The 19,181-nt window shown below is 55.4% G+C and carries 18 protein-coding genes; 13 read left to right on the top strand and 5 right to left on the bottom strand.

Going from position 1 to position 19,181, the window contains the following annotated elements; all coding sequences use genetic code 11:
• Window positions 1–13: 13 nt before the first annotated feature.
• The 6 genes from NB069_RS11950 to NB069_RS11925 are packed head-to-tail and all read left to right on the top strand — an operon-like array spanning window position 14 to window position 7,141.
• The gene (locus tag NB069_RS11950; RefSeq protein WP_250583809.1) at window positions 14–1,630 is read left to right on the top strand and encodes a mechanosensitive ion channel family protein; all 1,617 of its coding nucleotides are present in this window, start codon (window positions 14–16) and stop codon (window positions 1,628–1,630) included.
• Window positions 1,627–2,742, top strand: a complete 1,116-nt coding sequence (locus NB069_RS11945) for a BamA/TamA family outer membrane protein (RefSeq protein ID WP_250583808.1) — start codon at window positions 1,627–1,629, stop codon at window positions 2,740–2,742. Before NB069_RS11950 ends, NB069_RS11945 begins: the two co-directional genes overlap by 4 nt.
• Window positions 2,743–2,754: 12 nt before the next feature.
• Window positions 2,755–3,693 carry a hypothetical protein gene (locus NB069_RS11940; RefSeq protein WP_250583807.1) on the top strand — a complete coding sequence of 313 codons (939 nt, stop codon included), beginning with the start codon at window positions 2,755–2,757 and terminating at the stop codon, window positions 3,691–3,693.
• Complete coding sequence (locus NB069_RS11935) at window positions 3,693–4,823, top strand: BamA/TamA family outer membrane protein (protein ID WP_250583806.1); 1,131 nt, start codon at window positions 3,693–3,695, stop codon at window positions 4,821–4,823. Before NB069_RS11940 ends, NB069_RS11935 begins: the two co-directional genes overlap by 1 nt.
• Complete coding sequence (locus NB069_RS11930) at window positions 4,824–5,930, top strand: DUF4056 domain-containing protein (protein ID WP_250583804.1); 1,107 nt, start codon at window positions 4,824–4,826, stop codon at window positions 5,928–5,930.
• Between the two features lie 23 nt (window positions 5,931–5,953).
• On the top strand, window positions 5,954–7,141 hold the full coding sequence (locus tag NB069_RS11925) for an OmpP1/FadL family transporter (RefSeq protein WP_250583802.1): 1,188 nt from the start codon (window positions 5,954–5,956) through the stop codon (window positions 7,139–7,141).
• Window positions 7,142–7,198: 57 nt separating this feature from the next.
• Here NB069_RS11925 and NB069_RS11920 read toward each other — a convergent pair whose 3' ends face one another.
• The 4 genes from NB069_RS11920 to NB069_RS11905 form a co-directional block, all read right to left on the bottom strand.
• Window positions 7,199–7,726 carry a LuxR C-terminal-related transcriptional regulator gene (locus tag NB069_RS11920; RefSeq protein ID WP_250583800.1) on the bottom strand — a complete coding sequence of 176 codons (528 nt, stop codon included), beginning with the start codon at window positions 7,724–7,726 and terminating at the stop codon, window positions 7,199–7,201.
• 153 nt (window positions 7,727–7,879) lie between these two features.
• Window positions 7,880–8,770, bottom strand: a complete 891-nt coding sequence (locus NB069_RS11915) for a LysR family transcriptional regulator (RefSeq protein WP_250583798.1) — start codon at window positions 8,768–8,770, stop codon at window positions 7,880–7,882.
• A gap of 18 nt (window positions 8,771–8,788) precedes the next feature.
• Window positions 8,789–9,658 (bottom strand): hypothetical protein, encoded by an 870-nt coding sequence (locus NB069_RS11910; protein ID WP_250583796.1) that lies wholly within the window; start codon window positions 9,656–9,658, stop codon window positions 8,789–8,791.
• Window positions 9,659–9,733: 75 nt separating this feature from the next.
• The gene (locus tag NB069_RS11905) at window positions 9,734–9,973 is read right to left on the bottom strand and encodes a hypothetical protein (protein ID WP_250583794.1); all 240 of its coding nucleotides are present in this window, start codon (window positions 9,971–9,973) and stop codon (window positions 9,734–9,736) included.
• A gap of 331 nt (window positions 9,974–10,304) precedes the next feature.
• On the opposite strand from NB069_RS11905, the gene NB069_RS11900 reads away from it, so the two are divergent.
• The 7 genes from NB069_RS11900 (at window position 10,305) to pgaD (ending at window position 18,503) form a co-directional block, all read left to right on the top strand.
• The gene (locus tag NB069_RS11900) at window positions 10,305–10,724 is read left to right on the top strand and encodes a translesion error-prone DNA polymerase V autoproteolytic subunit (protein WP_250583792.1); all 420 of its coding nucleotides are present in this window, start codon (window positions 10,305–10,307) and stop codon (window positions 10,722–10,724) included.
• Window positions 10,725–10,794: 70 nt separating this feature from the next.
• The gene (locus NB069_RS11895) at window positions 10,795–11,286 is read left to right on the top strand and encodes a GNAT family N-acetyltransferase (RefSeq protein WP_250583790.1); all 492 of its coding nucleotides are present in this window, start codon (window positions 10,795–10,797) and stop codon (window positions 11,284–11,286) included.
• A 294-nt stretch (window positions 11,287–11,580) separates the two neighbouring features.
• A complete protein-coding gene (locus NB069_RS11890) occupies window positions 11,581–11,808 on the top strand; it encodes a DUF3916 domain-containing protein (protein WP_350223417.1) in 228 nt (75 codons plus the stop codon).
• A gap of 439 nt (window positions 11,809–12,247) precedes the next feature.
• On the top strand, window positions 12,248–14,713 hold the full coding sequence (pgaA, locus tag NB069_RS11885) for a poly-beta-1,6 N-acetyl-D-glucosamine export porin PgaA (protein WP_434543583.1): 2,466 nt from the start codon (window positions 12,248–12,250) through the stop codon (window positions 14,711–14,713).
• 9 nt (window positions 14,714–14,722) lie between these two features.
• A complete protein-coding gene (pgaB, locus tag NB069_RS11880; RefSeq protein ID WP_434543582.1) occupies window positions 14,723–16,738 on the top strand; it encodes a poly-beta-1,6-N-acetyl-D-glucosamine N-deacetylase PgaB in 2,016 nt (671 codons plus the stop codon).
• Window positions 16,735–18,069, top strand: a complete 1,335-nt coding sequence (pgaC, locus tag NB069_RS11875; RefSeq protein ID WP_250583786.1) for a poly-beta-1,6-N-acetyl-D-glucosamine synthase — start codon at window positions 16,735–16,737, stop codon at window positions 18,067–18,069. The genes pgaB and pgaC overlap by 4 nt, the downstream gene beginning before the upstream one ends.
• Window positions 18,066–18,503, top strand: a complete 438-nt coding sequence (gene pgaD, locus NB069_RS11870; RefSeq protein WP_250583784.1) for a poly-beta-1,6-N-acetyl-D-glucosamine biosynthesis protein PgaD — start codon at window positions 18,066–18,068, stop codon at window positions 18,501–18,503. The genes pgaC and pgaD overlap by 4 nt, the downstream gene beginning before the upstream one ends.
• Before the next feature lie 98 nt (window positions 18,504–18,601).
• Here pgaD and NB069_RS11865 read toward each other — a convergent pair whose 3' ends face one another.
• Window positions 18,602–19,174, bottom strand: a complete 573-nt coding sequence (locus NB069_RS11865) for a DUF1349 domain-containing protein (RefSeq protein ID WP_250583782.1) — start codon at window positions 19,172–19,174, stop codon at window positions 18,602–18,604.
• Window positions 19,175–19,181: the final 7 nt, after the last annotated feature.

The following is a 19,181-nucleotide window of genomic DNA, read 5'->3' as shown; positions in this document are numbered from 1 at the left end:
TCGGGTGGTGGAAATGAACAGGATCCTGCTCGTCTTTTTAACGTGTTTTCTCTCCGGTCTGGCTTTTATGACACAGGCAGCAGAACCCCGCCAGGCACCTACTGAGCAGGAGCGCGCCCGCACTCTCTATATCTTCCATCAACCCATCGTCATGCTGCAGGCGAAGTTTGGCCTGACCACCCCCGAAGAACGTGTCTTACGTATCCGCAATACGCTGCGCAACTTTACCCAGGAGGACGTGCGGGAGCCGCTCAGAATCGTGCCGGTGACCCGCTACAACCAGCAGGGAAGGCTGATCGTCATGAACGGCAAACCGGTGATGCTGCTGGCTCAGGCGGATCTGGACGAAGGGGATGATTTAACCCTGGATCAGGCCGCCCAGCGGGTGCTGGCCCGCATGGAAGCCCAGCGTATGGCCCTGCGCGATCAGTATGATTCCGGCTGGCTGGCGCTCTCCACGGTGAAAGCGGCGGCGGGATTGCTGGTCTTTATGCTCTTCTGTTACGGGGCATACCGCTCGTGGCGCTGGGTGCGGCGTTTTTATGGTCGGCGGATCCTCGAAAACCGCAGCCTGATCCCGCACCGCTGGCGGCGCTTTATTGGCGCCATCGAAACGCGCCTCTATGCCCTGATGATGATCTTACTGGCTATCGTGGCGTTCTATGCCTGGCTGAGCTGGGTCTTCAGCCTTTTCCCCTGGACGCGGGTCTGGGGGACCTCTCTCGGCGACTGGTCGATCCGCGCCCTGCGGCAGATCGCCCTGTCGATTGTCTCGGCTCTGCCGGGGCTGTTGATCGTAATGCTCATTTTTCTTATCACCGCGTTTATCCTCAAGCTGCTGAAAATGGTGCTGAATCAGGTGGAGGCGGGGCGCCTGCAGCTGCCGGGGATCCACCCGGAGACCGTCGGCGCCACCCGCAAGCTGATCTCGGTGGTGGTGTGGCTGTTTGCCCTCTCTGCGGCGTATCCTTTCCTGCCCGGGGCCAACTCGCTGGCGTTTAAGGGGATCAGCGTCTTCTTCGGCTTAATGCTCACCCTCGGGTCGGCGGGGGTGATGAACCACGCCATGAGCGGGCTGGTGCTGATCTACTCCCGGGCGCTGCGCAAAGGGGATGTGATTCGGGTGGCGGATAACGAGGGGCAGGTCAGCGAGATCGGCATGCTTGCCACCAAGATTATCACCCGGGAAAACTACGTGGTGACGGTACCCAACGCGGTAGTGGTGAGCGGCAAAATCACCAATCTCAGCGTCCAGAACCCGGACGGCGGGGTGAACCTGACCGTGGGCGTCACCATCGGGTACGACACCCCCTGGCGGCAGGTTCACGCCATGCTGGAGCTGGCCGCCAAGCGGGCGCAGGGCGTCGATCTCACGCACCCGCCGCTGGTACGCCAGCTGAGCCTGATGGACTGGTACATCGCCTACGAGTTACAGGTCCGGCTCCTGCCGGGGCAGTCGCTGGCGGCGGCCCGCAACGAACTGCACAGCAATATTCAGGACGTGTTCAACGAGTTCAACGTGCAGATCATGTCGCCGAACTTCGTGATGCAGCCTGAGGGGGCGGTGATGGTGGCGAAAGAGAACTGGTACCCGGCGCCGGCGTCGGCTCCCGCCGGGGATAAAGGATGAAGCGGCTTTTGCTGCTGACTGCACTCTGTTGCGGGCAAGCCACGTCGGCTGGCCTGATCGATCCTGAAGATGGCATGCTGGATATGAGCCATAACCTGCAGGATAAGCCTTACGGATTTCTGCCGATCCCGGTGGTGATCACCGAGCCCGCCATCGGCTATGGCGGCGGTCTGTTTGGCCTGTTTTTGCACGGGAAAGGCACCCAGGCTAACGGGCGATTTATCCCCCCGGCGATGACGGCATTCGGCGGAGGTGGCACCGAAAACGGCACCTGGTTTGTCGGCGGCGGCCACCGACGGACCTGGCAGGAGGACCATATCCGCTATCTCGTTGCCGGGGGCTATGCCGATATCAATCTGGATATCTATTCCGGGGATGTCGCTGGCTTTAGCCGCAATAAAGCCATCAACACCGAAACCCAGGGCTACGGCGGCCTGCACAAGCTGCTGTTCCGCGTCGGAGATTCGCCGGTCTTTGTCGGGGCATCCCAGTCGTGGTTCAGGGCGGATATCTCCGCCAAAAACAATCCGCTTATCGATCGCCTGTGGCAGCGGGTGCTGGGGGATGACAGTACCTCCTCGTCGCTCGGCCTGGTGGCAGAGTATGACACCACCGATAACTTCTTCTGGCCGGGACAAGGGGTCGCGCTCAGCGGTGAGTACCAGTTTTACGGCCATTTTCTGGGGGGGGATTACCGCTACGATCTGCTGACCCTGGACGGCAAGGTTTTCCTGCCGCTGAACCCCACCTGGACGCTGTCCCTCGCCGGGAACTACCAGATGCTCTCGCAGGAGGATCAACACCTGCCGCCGATGGCCCGGCCCTATATCAAGCTGCGGGGGATCTCCAGCTACCGCTATCAGGGCGAGGATGTCAGCACCGTGCAGGCTCAGCTGGGCTGGCAGGTGACGCCGCGCTGGGTTGTGCAGGGCTTTGTCGGGGCCGGTAGCGCCGAAGATAGCGCCAGCGATCTCTACACTAGCGCAGAAGTGGCCTGGGGCACCGGGTTTCGCTATCTGATCGCCCGGGAGTACGGGTTGCATACCGGAGTGGATGTGGCCTTCAGCGATCACGAGCAGGCGGTCTATTTCAACGTGGGCTCCGGCCTGTAAATGAGGATGGATATGCGATGGACTAAGGTGATGGTGCCGTTCCTGCTGGTCTCAGGCGCCGCCTCGGCGGCTGACACGGACGCGCGGACGTTTCCCATCTGGGGCGATGAGGCAAGGGCGCGGGGATACGCCATTCCGCTGCCGTTTGGCGTTAATCTCAGCTATATGAATATGCGGCAGAACATCGATGTCGACAGCATTGGCTTTTCCGGACTGGCGCTGGGTAATCATCCCATCCCAACCGATATGTTCAATATTGATGCCGGGCATACGCGGGAGCAGAGCAAAACCGAAAACCTGCGTCTGGATATGTGGGTGTTTCCGTTTCTGAATATTTATGGCCTGGTGGGGCACACCCGCGGCTCGTCGGTATCCAACGTCTCGGTGGACGCCGATCCCGCGCGCTATACCGGCGTAGACCGGATTATCGCCTCGTCCGTGCATCAGCTCTATCAGAGCGGTGAGCTGCAGGATATCGACTTTATTCTCGACTTCAAGGGTACCACCTGGGGCACCGGGATCACCCTGGCCGGCGGCTATCAAAACTGGTTTGCGCTGGTGGATACCAACTACACCCGCACCGATTTTGACATTCTGGACGGCAAGATCTCAGCGCTGACCGTCTCGCCCCGGGTGGGCTATCGCTTCAGCTTCCAGGGGCCCGCGGGACAGTCGCACCTTGGCGTATGGATAGGAACGATGTACCAGGACGTGCAGCAGGAGTTTCGCGGCAGCCTGTCCGATCTGCATATGCCCGCCGCACTGCAACCCCTGATCAACTCGGTGAACCAGAACGACGACGGCCGGTTTGACGTGAAGCAGAAGCTGACCTCGCCGTGGAATATGCTGATTGGCACCCAGTTTGAAATGACCCCGCACTTTAACGTGCTGACGGAATTCGGTTTCAATGAGCGCAACAGCTTCTTCGTGGCGGGGGAATACCGTTTCTGATGAAACCCGGACGCCTGACGCTGATTTTATCCCTGACGCTGACGGCATGGTCATCGGAGGCGGCGATGCTGGACCAAAAATCAATGGATGCCTTTCTGGCGAAACTGGGGGCCGATAACCAGTACGATCCGCTGAAGGGGATCAACTGGAGCGTGCTGCCCGGCCCGTTTTACACCCCGGAGCTCAGGCTGGGGCTGGGTATGGCGGTGGCGGGTATCTACCGGGTCGACCCCAATGATGCCACCACCCAGAACTCGTCGCTCTCCTTTACCGGGTTCGTCAGCGCCAGCGGCGCGCTGGGGCTGGGCTTAAGCAGCTACACCTTTTTTACCGACGACCGCTGGCGCCTGTTTGTCGACGGCTCGTTGAACCGGGTACCCACTAGCTTCTGGGGGATTGGCTACGATGCCGCCCAGGGGGACGAACAGGATTACACCAGCAACGCCTTCCGGATCCATCCGGTGGTGATGCGCGAGGTGGCAGAAGATCTCTATGTCGGTGTCGGCTGGGATTTTTCCACGCTGCAGGCGGATATCGATCATTCTTATCCGGGGGATGTGTTTACCCGCTACCACGCGCAGACGTCGCCGCTTGCCTCGGGAGCTACGGTCAGCCTGAACTATGACTCACGTGACGTTGTCACACGCCCCCAGCGTGGGCAGCTGTTGAAGGTGGAGTACAGCTGGTTTGATCCGTCGGCAGGGTCGGATACCCATTTCACCGCCACCGAGGTGCAATACGATTATTTCCATCTGCTGAACGAAAAGAGCGTGCTGGCGTTCGATCTCTGGGGGCGTTTTACGCGGGGCAATGTGCCCTGGGACAGGCTCTCGATGGCCGGGGACGACCGTCGCATGCGCGGTTACTACCAGGGGCGCTATCGTGACAAAGACGTGGTGAGCGGGCAGGTGGAGTACCGGCGCAAGCTGAACTGGCGGCACGGGTATGTGCTCTGGCTGGGGGCGGGGGCGCTGGGGAGCGATATCGACGCTCTCGGCGATCATCCGCTGTTGCCTACCGCCGGGGTGGGATACCGGTTTGAAGTCAAACCGGCGATGAACGTCCGGCTGGATCTGGGGTTTGGCAAAGAGAGCGCGGGGTTCTATTTTCAGGTTGCGGAGGCGTTCTGAATGGGTAAGTGGTTTTTGCTGTTATGGATAGTGGCGGGAGCCGCCTGGGCCGACGGGACGCTGCTGCCCCTTAAGCAGGCGCGAAAGGCGTACCCCGTGGTGAGCCAGCTTTCTCCTCCGGAATCGCTGCGCCCCTGCTGCGCGTTTGGCTACGATCTGCACGTCCGGGCGGTGGGGGTGCCCATTCCCTTTTACCAGATTGGCAACGTTCTGACGCTGGATACGCTGGGCCGCCATCACTATAACGACAGCGCGCTGGGGGCCGTGAAAAACATTGTCGGCTTGAGCGAGGAGAAAAACGGCCTGATCTACACTCGTCGCGGCGGGTTTATCGATATCGCCCACGTCCGCGACACGGCGGACAATACGCTCTACCTCTTCTCCCGCATCCTGCCCGAACTGGGGCGCGACGGGCGTCTTTTCTATAGCGAAGAGCTGGGCGTGCGCCGGGTGCAGCTCCGGGCCTTTACGCCGCCCTCCGCCATGCCCCAGCGTTACACTCTGGCGGCCTGGCTGGCCGGGCGCCTGGCATTTGAGCTGGCCCAATGGCACGAGATCGCCCAATGGTATGGATTTCAGTCAGTTTCAGGCTTTTCTGAAGAAATCTCTGCGTTTTCCCCGGAAGATCTCTACTCCAATTTGTTAGGGGCCCGTCTGGCCATCGAGGTCATTTTGCAGGGGAAAGCCGACTCGGTGGAACGCTATAACGCCGCCATGGACAGCGCGCTGCGTCATGCGCTGCTGCGGCTCGGGGTCGCTACCGAAACGGAAACCGAAAGAAAGTTTCGCGAGCTGGACGGCGACTGGTGGAACAGCAAGCGCCGGGTACCGGATAGATTTCTGGTGCTGAAACGCAACTACAGTCTCGACTCTGACCGGCTACCCACGCCGGTGGCGTATGAAAAAACGGCGCCTTACAGGCTCACCATGCCCGCTGTGGTGGTGGGGTATCAGCTCTCCCGTCTCGGGGAGCTACAGATTTACCCGGGCGCAGATATGCAGTCTCTGCCTGTGCCAAAAGCATTTTATGGCCCGTCGCAGTTTCAGCGGCTGGCCGACCGGGCGCGAGAGGCGGATAAAACCCAGCTCGAACGATTCCAGAAATAATAACGTAACCTGGCAGGTGGCGAATGAGAAAACTTACACTGATTGGACTTGGTCTGATGTTATCCCCGGTAACCCATGCAAGTGGGCTCTACTTTTATGAAATAGGTACCGAAGATACGGCCCTCGCCGGTGCGGGGCAGGCGGCGCGCGCCCAGGATGCGTCCACCATTGTGACCAACCCGGCCGGGATGACCCGTCTGCCGGACCATATGTTTACCGGCGGCGCGCAGATGATGGACGGGAAAATTCCCTATACCCTGGACAACGAGTCCGGGCGAAAAAGCCCCGGCGACATCATGAGCGTGTTTCCCAATGCCAGCGGGTTTTACAGCCAAAAAATTAATGATGACCTGTATGCCGGGATCGGCTTGTACGGCAACTACGGCCTGGCCACCGACTACGGTGAGTGGGCGGGGGACAGGCTTCTCAAGAAGAGCGCAATGGTCGCCCTGACCTTAAGCCCCTCGCTGGCGTATAAGCTGAACGACCGGGTGTCGGTTGGCGGCTCGGTTAACGTTAACTACGGTCTTCTTTCCCTCACCCGAAACGTTGATGGCGATGATGAAACCGAAAAAGATCACGACTGGGCCATGAGCTACCGCCTGGGATTACTGATGGAACTCACCGACCAGACCCGGGCGGGGATCACCTGGACCAGTAAAACTGAATATGACTTTGATATTGACGGCAAGGCTCGCTTCCCGAACCTGCCGAACGTTGAATACGATCTGCCGATATCGGCCCAGGTCAGGGCGCCGCAGCAGATTATGTTAAGCCTGGTGCATGATATTAATCAGAGATGGTCGGTAATGGGCGATCTGGGCTGGCAGGACTGGAGCCAGTTCGGCAGCCCGCAAATTACGGTGGTAGGACAGGATCTCGACAAGAAAAACCGCCTCAAGGACTCCTGGCACACGGCGCTGGGGGTGCAGTATCGCCCGACAGAGCAGTGGCGTATCAATGCGGGGGTCGCGTTTGACAGCACTATTTACGAATCGCAAAACGACGCGGCCCTGTCCCTGCCGACCGGGGATGAGTGGCGTTTCGCCACCGGGGCGCAGTACCAAATCACCCCGCAGAGCAATATCGGTTTTGCGGTTTCATACCTGCATATGCAGTCTTCCCGGGTACAGTCTCCGGCAATCCTGAAAGGCAGCTATGACGATCCGTACCTGTGGTTTGCCAGCCTGAACTACAGCTATCAGTTTTAAGGTCCGGGCCACTTCCTGATGGAGGTGGCTGTTTTCAGGGCGGGTGGGGGTGGTGGATCAGAATGCCTGATCGATGATGGCCGATTTCACTCTGTGCATCGCGAGCATATTTTTTGCACGCATATTCAGCTTCTCCTGAATCTTGATCCGGTAGGTGCTGGTGGTTTTCTGCGACAGGCTCAGGCGCTTGGCAATTTTATGATTTTCCAGATGAGCCAGCTTGAGCACATCGTACTCCCGCCGCGTAAAGTGATGCTGCCGGAAGTGAGGGAAAAAGCTGATCAGATGCTGCAGCGGTTGCAGGGTAAAGCGCAACGATGAATAAATGATGTTATCTATTTTGATATAGCAGTCCGGTTCAATCTCGTTCAGTAAAACAATATAGCGGGATTTTTCTTGCCTGATCTGCTTAATAACCTTATTGCGAAGGTTGTCGTGTGCGATTGCGATGATGACATCCCGGAACGCACTTACCTCAATCAACTGTTCGAGGTCTGTTTCGTCGCTAATAAATAATGCATTAATCCTTGAGCAATGAATGCCTGAACAAAGATAATAATTATCACTTAAAATAACAGTATGCATATTAATATCGGAATATCGAGAGTAAGGGAATTGAAGAGGCTAGGGTATAGAGGAAGCTATGCCCTGTAAAATTAAAAAGGGCACAGGAATTTAAATACTGAATTTAACGTTTTTGAATTGCACTGTTATTACTGGGCATTTTCAGTGCACGCTTTAGTTCACCGACGCCTGAAAATGCGCAATTAATTTACTCAGCATGGGGTGAGTGGCGAGCGAGTGGTGGTAATGGAGATAACACTCATACGTCATATCCAGCTCCGGCGGAACATCCAGCACTTTTATTGGCAACAGCGGCTGAATATTTTTTGCAATTAACGTTGGTAACAAAATAATAAGATCGCTGTTGGCGCATAGCATCACCAGATTAAGCGTGCTGCTGGCGACAAAGGCAACGTTACGCGTTTGAAACAGCGCATTAAAACGGTTGGTTTGTTCAACATTATCGCTAATCAGATGCATGCCTCTGGACCAGACAGCATGCTGATGCTCCGTCCAGTGGGAGAGGGAAAATGTCTCACCGATCACGGGGTGATCGTGTCGCACGATGGCTGAGATACGGCTGCTGAAAAATTTTAGCTGGATGATGGAGTTATTGACCGGCAGCCGGGTACCGATATCAATATCCACCTCTTTATTACGTATCCGGGCGATTCTGGCCTCGTCGTTATCGATCGCGGTGCAAAAGTTGATGCGGGGTAACGCGTCGTCGCTGGCGATTAATGCGGTCGAGAGCAGCAGTTCAAGGAGAGAATAGCAGCTGACGGTAAAGATGTTTTTCTCCGTCACGGAGAGAAGACTGTCTAAATCCAGATCGCTGACGATTTTTTGATATTTTTGACTCAGCTCTTCTGCCAGACTACCCGGCACCATCCCTGTTCTGGAACGAAAAAAGAGGGCCGAACCGGTGATTTTGCGTGCTTTATTGAGGGTGTAGCTGACGGCGCCGGGAGAGACACCCAACAGTTTCGCCGTCTGTATGACGCTGCCGCAGGAGCAGAGGGTGTGAATGGTCTTTAAGGTTTTGATATCAAACTTGTATTCCACTGGCCTTGCTCCCTGTTTTCAGATGAATTTCAGCATAAACCTGACCGGTTTAATTTGCAGTATCTTTTGCCAGATGGCCGCCAAATCGACGATCCCGGCCATGCCAAGCAGCACCAGAATAATGAGCAGGGTTGCCACGGTGATAACGAACATAAAGCGAACCATATTTTTGTGCATCTTCTGCTGCTGAGAAACCCGGCGATCCTCTTTTTCATACTCAACGAGGGTGGTGATGGCCTGTCCCTGAACGTAATAGGCCCCCTGGTTTTCGGTTAAATCGCCGCTAATGACCAGCGACTCCATCAGCAGTTTTATTTTTCGTCTGAACGCTTCATTTTTAATGTGCTTATACCACAGCGTGCCATAGAGCAGGGCGATCACCTCATCCAGACTAAAGCCGGACGAGGTGCGCGAGGGGCGCTGATTAACATAGCTGGCGACCAGCAGCCTGAGGAGATTAAACCGGTCGCGGCTGATGGTCTCCGTATCCGACTTTGCGCCAGACACGACTCTGCCTTTCAGGCGGGCAAACTGTGTTTTGAGCGTAATAACCTTCAACGTACGATCGAGTGCAAACAGGAATATGCTTTTATAGGTCTGGGCGTAATTTTTTTTGTAATGGACGATCTCGGCGTCCATCTCAGGAATATCGACAAGTTTTTTTACACTATCGCCACTCTGATACAGCGAGGATAATGATAAAGCGGCATCCTGCGCGTTATCGCCCCCTTGTACATCCTTCAGAATATAGCGATTATTTTCTGCATCTTTTAAGAAAACGGAAAAATAGTCGTGAGGTTTCCCCTTGTCGGCGCTATTATTTTGTAACAAAGGTAAATATTTACGCCATAAAAACAGTTCCAGCCTGTTAATATCGATTATGCTCATTGGTTAATGCCTGATGATGTCAATGTCCTGAAGGCGACAGGATACCTTATTTCGTACATCACATCTAACCCTGAATTAAAAACCAATAAACCCACTCATTCCCTGAGCCAGAAATACGACGCTTTCCTGTTCAAACTCTCCTTTTGGTTTAGCATCTGTCTTTTTATCATCAGCCATATTCTTCTTCAGACTGCTGTGCGTCGAGGTTATTTCTGTGTCGCTGGCCGGAACAGCCTGACGGGTATCGGGCGTGTTCGCCTGCGCGACATTCAACGACATTAAAGCGACGGCAATAATAATCATTTTAGAAAACATTGCTTTTTCCTTCTGCGTTGTTGCCCGTTTCCGGTATTGAGGTTGAGTCTGATATGCCGTTGCAGCGATAAAAAAGCAGTATCTTAGTCTAAAAACTAGTCTATTTTTTGCGACCCTGCACGTTCAGCTGAACGTTTTTTCTTCCCGTCTCAGGCAGTTATCCAGGTGCATCCTGAACAGCGCCCGGGATATTTACAAAAAGATATTTATAACAACGACAACCAGTTATAAGCGAAGCGGTTAAGCAGTAAACAGCCATTGTCATTTGATGACTTGATTACACTCCTCGCCGCGACTACTGTATATAAAAACAGTATTCGAGGAACGAATCATGGAGTTTTACCAACTTTCAGCGCTGCGCGAGGTAATTGCGCTCCCCCTTTTCAGCGATGTGGTGCAGTGCGGCTTTCCCAGTCCGGCCCAGGACTACGTTGAACAGCGTATCGACCTGAATAAATTGCTGATTCAACACCCCAGCTCGACCTATTTCGTCAAGGCGGCGGGGGATTCGATGATTGATGCCGGTATTGGCGACGGCGATCTGCTGATTGTCGACAGCGCCCGAACGGCACAGCACGGGGATATTGTTATCGCCGCGGTGGAAGGGGAGTTTACGGTAAAACGCCTCCAGCTCAGACCCCGGGTGCAGCTTAACCCAATGAACAGCGCCTATTCCCCGATTCTGGTGGGCAGTGAGGACTCGCTCGATATCTTTGGGGTGGTGACCTACATCGTTAAGTCGGCGGATTAACCAAATTCTGACGCAAGCACGCCCAGGAAAAGGTAACCTGTCGGCAATAACACGATGAAGAGGTAAAAACATGACCACCCCGTTATTCCGCCAGGCAACCCCTGCTGACGTCGATCGTTGCTATGAGATTGAGATCGCCTCTTATGAAGGGGATGAAGCGGCAACGCATGAAAAGATTGCCACCCGTATTCATCGCTACCCGCAAGGCTTCCTCTGCATGGAACTGGATGGCAAGGTCATTGGCTTTATTAATGCGGGCTGCGCATGGGATGTGGTGATGTCCGACGAAGCGTTTAAGGAGCTGGTGGGGCACGATCCCGCTGCGCCAAATGCGGTGATCATGTCCGTGGTGGTCGACCCGGCTTACCAGGGTAAGGGCTATTCGTCGCTGCTGATGCGTAAATTCGTGTCGCAGATGAAAGCGATGAATAAAAAGACCCTTCACCTGATGTGCAAGGATCGCCACGTCGATCTGTACGCCCACTTTGGCTACCAGTACATCAGACCGTCCGCCTCCGATCACGGCGGAATGGCCTGGCATGAAATGATGATGACCCTCTGATTTAAACCGCCCCACGCCCGGGGCGGTTTAATAAGCCGATTGCGGTGCGTTAAATTGCAGACGTAACGAGAAGCTGAACAACTCAGGATAGAATGCTCTTGTGCAGGGGGAGAACGTGAACCGTTTAAGCAGCTAACAGGTACATTATTCATGAGTAGACGACTTAACAGAGATCACAGAACCAAAGTCAGAAATATTCCCCGGCGCATAAAAGCCCTTAATCGTTGGGCTGGTACTTTTCATAGCCCTGAACGTAGTAGTTTTCCAGAATAAGAGCATTACTGGAATTTCAAAATCCCAGTAAATATAAATCTCGTTCAGGGAAAATACAGCACGCTTAAAACCAAAGCAGCTTGTGCACAAGCTTTAATTAATGCTTGTTCAAACCTCATAATGGCTACTGCCCGTATGGATTACAGCCCTCGAATTACCGCTGTGATATGTCTTCCGGATATGTTTACAAGCGAGATCTGTCTTTATCGTTCCGAAGAATATTATCAAGGCTTTAGTCAGGTGACTTAAACGATTTTCATTCATTTGATTAAGAATGAATCACTTATAAAAAGGGATGCTACTTCTGTCTGACGTCCGCCTCTGGCACAGAGCGGACTCATTGCTGAGTTCAGATACTGGACATCAATTTTAACAGGCGTTTACCAGGACATTTTACTGAGTATGCAAAAAACGTCTGGTACTAAAGAATGATATTAGTATGAAAAGCACGCTTTTGCGTGTTTTTTTATTTCATGAGTTGGTAAAAGGTAAAGGTGCCTGCTAACTTTTTGAGTGGCGCACAGGTGTTATTTTAAAAACGGTAGTCCCTGGCTGAATAATGGTAAATACGAAAAAAGCATGACATTTTATATTTATCTGCGCTCTTTTTTTAAGTGTTAAATTTTCGTCATCCTGTAGTCATAAATTAATGAAAAGCTCACGTTATAACAGAGATAAAGGGTTAACTATGTTCAGAGTTTCCTGCTCTTCGTGCGTTATTAAACCCTTGCGTTCAGGACGATACTTATTAATGGTGAGCATGTTATTCCCGACATGGGTATACGCCCAGGTGTCTGCCTACGACGAACTTATTATTCAGGCGCGGGATGGCGACCGCCAGCCTTTATTGCAATACCTTGCCGACCGGGAAAAGCAGACACAGTTAACGGCGGGGGAGATTGCTGACTGGCTTCAGGTCTCCTCGTGGGCCAATAATGACGCTGAGACGCTGGCGGTATGGGAGCGTTATCGCCAACGCATGGCCATCCCTGCCAGGGGGCAAATCGCTGCCGCCCGCGCGCTGCGGAACCAAAAGCAGTGGAATGCCTCGCTGGCCGTCTGGGAAAGCGTTCTGCAAGATGAGCCCGGCAACAGCGACGCCCGCACCGGCTGGATAATGACGCTTGCCGATGCCCACCGCAACGAGCAGGCCGTCACCGAAGCCCGGCGCTGGGCAGATGAGGAGCCGGGGCCAGAGAGAGAGGCACTGCTGGCTTATGTCTATCATGCCCAGGGGAAAAACTGGGATTCAGTCATGGCGGCCAGCCAGGTCGATACCGATGCAGACCATAACAAAAACGTGGTGCCCACGCTGTTGGCTGCCATGTCGGCCAACCGTATTGCCGGCCCCGCGCTGACCCTTTCAGAGCGCTATCCGCAGCCTGATGCCATGACACGTCAACTTGAACTGGATGCGGCGGCGCAAACCGTCCGCGCGGCGTTCACGCCCACCCGTAATGAAGATGAACGCTTTCTGGTGGCAGATAAAGCGCTGGCGCGCTATGACGCACTGATTGCCACCTGGAAACCCCTTCCCGAGGCGCAGGCTGATGTGCGACGCGCCAGAATTGACCGGCTGGGGGCCCTGGTTATCCGTAAACGCATGGATGAAGCGATCGCCGAATTTGAATCGCTCGAGGCGAACGGAACGCCTGTTCCTGACTACGCCAGAAGATGGGTCGCCTCTGCCTATCTTGCGCAGAAGCAGCCGGACAAAGCCGAGTCGCTGCTTGAAAGCATCTATTTTCCGCGTGGCTCGACCCTGGCATCGCAGCCGCTGACCATGGACGATCAACAGGAGCTGCTGTATGCCCGCCTCGATAACAACCATTTCGAGGAAGCGAAGCAGCAACTGGATATCTACAGTAAAGAAAGCCCTTACCTGCGATATTTCTATGGTTCTCCCACGCCGCAGCCCAATGATAACTGGCTGCTGGCCAGAACCTTACAAACCGAATATCTGGTGGCCACCAATAACTTGCCTGCCGCCGAGACGCATGCGGAGCGGCTGGCGCGTACAGGATCGGGTAACCAGGCCCTGCGTATTGCCTATGCGTCAGTGCTGCTGGCGAGAGGATTACCGCGTGCCGCAGAGCGCGAACTTAAGCTTGCCGAAGTCATTGAGCCCAGCAACCTGGCGCTGGAAAGGCAACAGGCATGGACGGCCATGGAGCTACAGGAGTGGCGGCAGGCCGACGAGCTGACGCAGGATGTGGTCTCCCGCAGCCCGGATGACGCCGCCACGTTGCAGCTTGAACGACTGATGGCGATACATAACAAGGCTGAACTGCGGATAGCCGGATCTCAGGGGATCGCATCCGACAGTCCGGTCAGTGGCAAAAACGATTTTACCCTCAACACTGCGCTTTATAGCCCACCGATTAACCAAAACTGGCGGCTGTTTACCGGCTACAACTTTGCCCGTGGCGATTTTGAGGAAGGGAAGGGAATAAGCCGGGACCTGCTGGCGGGCGCGGAATGGACGTCCAGGAATAGCTGGGCCGAAATGGAGATCTCCGGGCGCAACGATGCCAGCGATCAGAAAATCGGCGGACGCCTCTCTGGCTGGTACGACTTCAGCGACAACTGGCGGGTCGGGGGCTCGGCGGAGCGGTTAACCCGTAACACGCCGCTGCGCGCCCTGCGCAATGGGGTGAACGCCAACGGTGGCGATCTGTGGTTACGCTGGTATCAGAACGAACGACGTGAATATCAGCTTTCGCTTTTCGGCACCCATTTCACCGACGGCAACGATCGGCTGGAATACGGCATTGGCGGTAAAGAACGTCTCTGGACGTCGCCACGCTTTACGCTGGACTTTATCCCGGGCATCAGCGGCAGCCACAACAGCAAAGAAAACGTGCCTTATTACAACCCCAAACGTGATGTTTCGGCGGTGGCAGGGCTGCGCGCCGAACAGGTGCTGTACCGCCATTACGACACGGTCTGGAAGCAGCAGTTTGAGGCGGGCGCGGGCGGTTACTGGCAAAAAGGGTACAGCGCCGGGGCCATCAACCAGTTAGGTTACGGGCAACGTATTCAATGGAATAACGTAGTGGATGCCGGGGTGAAACTGACCTGGGATAAGCGTCCTTACGACGGGAAGCGGGAGCGCAATATTGCCCTCGCATTTGATCTGAATGTCAGGTTTTAAGGGCGCTTCATGATGAAACGATGGCTTCTTGCCGCGAGGATAATCGTCGGGTGGATGATGATGAGCATGTGCGCCCTGGCCGCGGCACCGCGTTATCTGCCTCCTGCCGAGCGGCCGGCGCTGTATGCGGACCAGCGCTGGCCCACAAACAGCTTTCTTGTGCTGGCCTGGCATGACGTGGAGGACGGTGCCGCCGATCAGCGCTATCTGTCCGTGCGCACCAGCGCCCTGAACGACCAGTTTGCCTGGTTGAATGATAACGGCTACCACCCGATTAGCGTGCAGCAGGTGCTGGATGCCCATGCCGGAAAAATCACCTTGCCTGAAAAGGCGGTGCTTCTGACCTTTGATGATGGATACAGTAGCTTCTCGACGCGGGTTCTGCCGCTGCTTCGGTTGTTCAGATGGCCTGCTCTGTGGGCGCCTGTCGGCAGTTGGGTGGATGCACCGGAACATTCTCTGGTGGATTTTGGCGGACTAAAAACCCCGCGGGAAAAATTTGCCACCTGGAAGATGGTCCGCGAGGCCAGCGAGTCGGGGTGGGTGGAGGTGGGGGCGCACACCTGGGCATCCCATTACGGCCATCAGGCCAATCCGCAAGGCAGTAAGGAGCCCGCGGCCGCTAACCGTCTCTACGATAAAACCCGCGGGCAGTACGAAACGGATGCGCAGTTTGAACAGCGTATGGGTGCCGACCTGGCGCGCATTTCGGACAAAATCAAAGAGGTCACCGGGAAAGCACCGCGCGCCTGGGTCTGGCCCTACGGTGCGGCGAGCGGGACAACGCTGAAGCTCGCGCATCAGCAGGGCTACCAGATGGCGTTCACCCTGAATCAGGGGCTGGCCAATGCCGCCAGTCTGGAAGACATTCCCCGGGTGCTGATCTCCAACAACCCTTCGCTGCGTAGCTTCGCCAGCCAGATAGCTCAGGTCAGGGAACCTGAAAACATGCGGGTAATGCATATCGATCTCGACTATGTGTACGACAAAAATCAGGCTCAACAGCGTAAAAATATCGATGTGCTGATCCAGCGTGTTTTCGACATGAAGATAACCCACGTCTTCTTACAGGCTTATGCCGATCCGAAAGGGGACGGCAACGTGAATGCGCTCTATTTCCGCAGTCGCTGGCTCCCTATGCGGGCGGATCTGTTTAACTTCGTTTCCTGGCAGTTGCAGACCCGTGCCGGGGTGAAGGTTTACGCCTGGATGCCGGTACTGGCGTTTGGGTTAGATCCCTCGGTGCCGCGCGTGGCGGCGTGGTCGCCAGACAACGGACGCATTGCGCCCGATAACCGCCATTATTTGCGCTTATCACCCTGGAGCGCGGTTGCCCGGCAGAGGATCAACGACATCTACGAGGATCTGGCGCGCCATGCCAACTTCAACGGCATTCTGTTCCATGATGACGCTTTTTTGACCGACTTTGAGGATGCCTCTCCGGATGCGCTCAAGGCCTATCGTGCAGCAGGCTTCCCGGACAACGTCGCGCAGATCCGCGCCAACCCGCAACTGCTGGCGCGCTGGACGCGCTTTAAAAGTCGCGCCCTGATTGATTTTACCCGACAGCTCACGCAAACCGTGCGTGCCGTGCGCGGCCCGCAGATCAAAACCGCCCGCAACATCTACGCCATGCCGGTACTGGATCCGCAGAGCGAAACCTGGTTTGCGCAGAACCTGAATGATTTTCTCGGCACCTACGACTGGACGGCCCCGATGGCGATGCCGCTGATGGAAAATGTCCCGGTTAACGAGGCCAATGCCTGGCTGGACAGGCTCGTCGGGCAGGTAGCCCGTTACCCTGGCGCGCTGGATAAAACGGTTTTTGAACTTCAGGCACGCGACTGGCGTAAGGGGGAGGGGCAGGACGCTATTAGCGGTGAAATGCTTAACGGGTGGATGCGGCAGCTCAAGCTGAGCGGTGCCGGAAACTATGGCTACTACCCGGACGATTTCATTAACGATCAACCCCGGATGGCAGAGATCCGTTCTGCTTTTTCCTCTTACTGGTATCCGCAAAAATGACCGATCGCCTCATCGCCTTCCTGATCCTTTGCCTGATGTTCAGTTTTCCGCTCGGCGTGGCGGTGATTTTTACCGGTGAAGTGATCCTTAATTTCGTCTTTTTCTGGCCGCTGTTTATGTCGGCCCTCTGGATAAGCGGCGGGCTTTACTTCTGGTTTCACCGCGAGCGCCACTGGCCATGGGGGCGGGACACACCGCCTCCGGTACTCGAAGGCAATCCGTTGATTTCCATTCTGGTGCCGTGCTTTAACGAAGGGCTGAATGCCCGTGAGACGATCGAAGCGGCGCTGGCGCAACGTTATGAAAACATAGAAGTGATTGCTATCAATGACGGTTCTATAGACAACACCGCGGCCGTGCTGGAAAAGCTGGCGAGTGAATATACCCGGCTACGGGTGATTCATCTGGCGGAAAATCAGGGCAAAGCGGTCGCCCTGCAGGCGGGTGCCGCGGCGGCGCGCAGTGACTTTCTGGTGTGCATTGATGGCGATGCGCTGCTGGACAGGGATGCGGCGGTGTATATGGTCGCACCGCTATTGAATTACCCTCGCGTGGGGGCCGTGACCGGTAATCCGCGTATCCGTACGCGTTCAACACTGATTGGGCGCGTCCAGGTAGGGGAATTTTCATCCATCATCGGCCTCATCAAGCGTACCCAGCGCGTTTATGGTCAGGTCTTTACCGTTTCCGGAGTCATTGCCGCTTTTCGCCGTCGCGCCCTGGCAGAGGTGGGGTACTGGAGCCCGGATATGATCACGGAAGACATTGATATCAGCTGGAAGTTACAATTGCGCCACTGGTCAATTTTCTTCGAACCCCGGGCGCTGTGCTGGATTTTGATGCCCGAGACGCTGAAAGGGCTCTGGAAGCAGCGTCTGCGCTGGGCGCAGGGGGGCGCGGAGGTGTTTATTGTCAATATGCGCCGCCTGTGGGGCTGGGAGTACCGGCGCATGTGGCCTCTGTTTCTTGAGTTTTGCATGTCAACCGCATGGGCCTTTGCCTATGCCGTCAGCATCCTGTTGTTTCTCATCGGGCAGCTTATTCCGATGCCCGACTCTTTATATGTTCAGCACCTTTTCCCACCGGCTTTTACTGGCCTGATGCTGGGCGTGGTCTGTCTGTTGCAGTTCGCGGTCAGTCTGTTTATTGAAAGACGCTACGAGAAAGGTATTGCGGCATCACTGTTCTGGGTTATCTGGTTTCCGGTGGTGTACTGGATGTTGAGCCTGTTCACAACGCTTGTGGCTTTCCCGAAAGTCATGCTGCGCCGCAAACGCAGCAGAGCTCGTTGGGTAAGCCCCGATCGCGGTATTGGGAGATTAAAACCATGATCCAACCTTTAATTTTTACTGAACAACAGCTGTTTCCACGCATGCTGGATGCCCTGTTAACGATCGTTGCCTGGCTGGGGTTTAGCTGGCTGATTTACAGTGGCCTGATAACCGCGATTGAACATGATCCTTTTATAGGGACCAGGCCGTTCTACACCACGCTCAGTACGCTGAGTAGCTACCTGCTGGTGGCCTGTCTTATAAGTCTGGCGCTGATTGCCTGGGCAAAATACAACCAGCTGCGCTTTCGTATTGAACGTCGCAGGCGTCGGCCTGAACTTGAATGCCATGAAGTGGCGGCAAGTTTTAATATCACCCCCGAACTGGCGCTGATGATGAGTCAGGCCCAGGTCTTTACGCTCGCGCATTATGATACGGGCGCCATTGACCGCGTGTGGATGGTGAAAATCCTCGCCGGGGCGCAGAGCGACTAAGCCATGATGTTTGTTATGTTCTCATCAACGACGTGAGGGCATCGTTATGGCGAAGCAGAAAGGCGACGCGATCGCCTTTTTTTGATGGCCTTATGACATTAGCTCAAATCGTGCAGTGCCTTATCCAGCGGCGGCGTTAAAAGGATGTCCTTAAACACGACATCCAGGCCAGCCCGCTCCGGGGTGCAACACATTGTACCGATCCTGACCGGCCCCGGCGGAAAATAGCTCAGGCGTAGTAAAGGCCACGTCTGTCCCTCTGTTGAATACTGCAGTCTCAGGCTGTCTCCTTTACGCGTGAGCCTCAGCCAGAACGCCCGCGCATCGCCGGGAAAGATCCCCGTAGCCCAGTCGGAATGGCCGAGGGTCAGCACGCTGCCAATGGCGGGCGCGCCGTCGTTATATTCAATTCCCGCTTTTAACCAGTGCCGATCATCACCTGTCATCATCAGCCCGGCCTGATCGTAGAGGGTGGTAAAGTCTGCGCAGATCTTGAGCTGGAAAGTAAAATCTCCCTCCACCTCAGTGGCAAAAACATGACCGGAAAAGCGTTCAAACCCGTACCAGGTTTTGCGCCAGAAATCCGTTTTATCATCGGTGGTGACATGAAGCGTGCCGTTCTGGCACTGCCACTTTGCAGGCTCATTTATCCAGGTGAACGCGTTAAGCATAACGACT

This window comes from Leclercia adecarboxylata, assembly GCF_023639785.1.
Lineage (GTDB): Bacteria > Pseudomonadota > Gammaproteobacteria > Enterobacterales > Enterobacteriaceae > Enterobacter > Enterobacter adecarboxylatus_D.
The sequence above is the reverse complement of the archived record's forward strand: the minus strand, read 5'-3'. Positions and strand labels throughout refer to the sequence as shown.

Coding starts and splice junctions, on each gene's coding strand:
- NB069_RS11895 (WP_250583790.1), top strand. CDS start 10,795: ATGACCACCCCGTTATTCCGCCAGGCAACCCCTGCTGACGTCGATCGT.
- NB069_RS11945 (WP_250583808.1), top strand. CDS start 1,627: ATGAAGCGGCTTTTGCTGCTGACTGCACTCTGTTGCGGGCAAGCCACG.
- NB069_RS11950 (WP_250583809.1), top strand. CDS start 14: ATGAACAGGATCCTGCTCGTCTTTTTAACGTGTTTTCTCTCCGGTCTG.
- NB069_RS11900 (WP_250583792.1), top strand. CDS start 10,305: ATGGAGTTTTACCAACTTTCAGCGCTGCGCGAGGTAATTGCGCTCCCC.
- pgaD (WP_250583784.1), top strand. CDS start 18,066: ATGATCCAACCTTTAATTTTTACTGAACAACAGCTGTTTCCACGCATG.
- NB069_RS11925 (WP_250583802.1), top strand. CDS start 5,954: ATGAGAAAACTTACACTGATTGGACTTGGTCTGATGTTATCCCCGGTA.
- NB069_RS11905 (WP_250583794.1), bottom strand. CDS start 9,973: ATGTTTTCTAAAATGATTATTATTGCCGTCGCTTTAATGTCGTTGAAT.
- NB069_RS11865 (WP_250583782.1), bottom strand. CDS start 19,174: ATGCTTAACGCGTTCACCTGGATAAATGAGCCTGCAAAGTGGCAGTGC.
- pgaC (WP_250583786.1), top strand. CDS start 16,735: ATGACCGATCGCCTCATCGCCTTCCTGATCCTTTGCCTGATGTTCAGT.
- NB069_RS11935 (WP_250583806.1), top strand. CDS start 3,693: ATGAAACCCGGACGCCTGACGCTGATTTTATCCCTGACGCTGACGGCA.
- NB069_RS11910 (WP_250583796.1), bottom strand. CDS start 9,658: ATGAGCATAATCGATATTAACAGGCTGGAACTGTTTTTATGGCGTAAA.
- NB069_RS11940 (WP_250583807.1), top strand. CDS start 2,755: ATGCGATGGACTAAGGTGATGGTGCCGTTCCTGCTGGTCTCAGGCGCC.
- NB069_RS11920 (WP_250583800.1), bottom strand. CDS start 7,726: ATGCATACTGTTATTTTAAGTGATAATTATTATCTTTGTTCAGGCATT.
- pgaB (WP_434543582.1), top strand. CDS start 14,723: ATGATGAAACGATGGCTTCTTGCCGCGAGGATAATCGTCGGGTGGATG.
- pgaA (WP_434543583.1), top strand. CDS start 12,248: ATGTTCAGAGTTTCCTGCTCTTCGTGCGTTATTAAACCCTTGCGTTCA.
- NB069_RS11930 (WP_250583804.1), top strand. CDS start 4,824: ATGGGTAAGTGGTTTTTGCTGTTATGGATAGTGGCGGGAGCCGCCTGG.